Raw genomic sequence first — 633 nt, forward strand, 5'->3', positions numbered from 1 at the left:
CCATTGGAAACCAACACCGACACCAACGCCTACTTTACCTCGGCTATTGAATGAACCATTTGCCTTGATAATGAATTTGCCGTTGTCTGAGCGGCGAGAGAAACCAATCGCTGTTGCTGTCTCTCCGTCATAAGAACCACCAGCAAGTGACAACATATTCGCTCCTGCATCTGCCGCTTGTGGCAAGCTAGCAATCGCAATCGCTGTCGCGGTGCCTGCATTTGCGTTACGTTTGTATTTCTCAACTTTGCGGTCTACCTCTCCTACTTGTCCTGCAAGTCTAGAAAGTTGGTTCATATTTACCGCATCGTTTGGTCCAATACCATCTGCTACACCAGTAATCACGGTAGGTTGACCATCTATACCACTGACGTTCATCACGTTATTCATATCCCCGTGGTATTGTGGATCACCCTCATTGGTGATATTCACATTACCCACTTGAATATTCTTAGTGGCTTTAACAGTCTCTACTTCAAGATTTTCTTCCATAGAGACAGTGTATACTTTGGCTCCTTCTGTATCAGGTGTAACCTTGATGTTCTTACCAGCCTTAACAGTGGTTGCTCCAGCTGTTTGACGAACTTCGTTAATCGCCTCATTAATGGTTGTCTTACCTGTGCCGCCAATACC

Annotated in this window: 1 protein-coding gene; it reads right to left on the reverse strand. The window is 45.5% G+C overall.

All coding sequences use genetic code 11. From position 1 onward, the window contains the following. Positions 1–633 (reverse strand): YadA-like family protein (locus HKX40_RS10570; RefSeq protein ID WP_171589539.1); only part of this gene is annotated, 633 nt, incomplete at both ends.

Origin of the sequence: Pelistega europaea (assembly GCF_013133775.1) — a bacterium.
GTDB classification, from domain to species: Bacteria; Pseudomonadota; Gammaproteobacteria; order Burkholderiales; family Burkholderiaceae_B; genus Taylorella; species Taylorella europaea.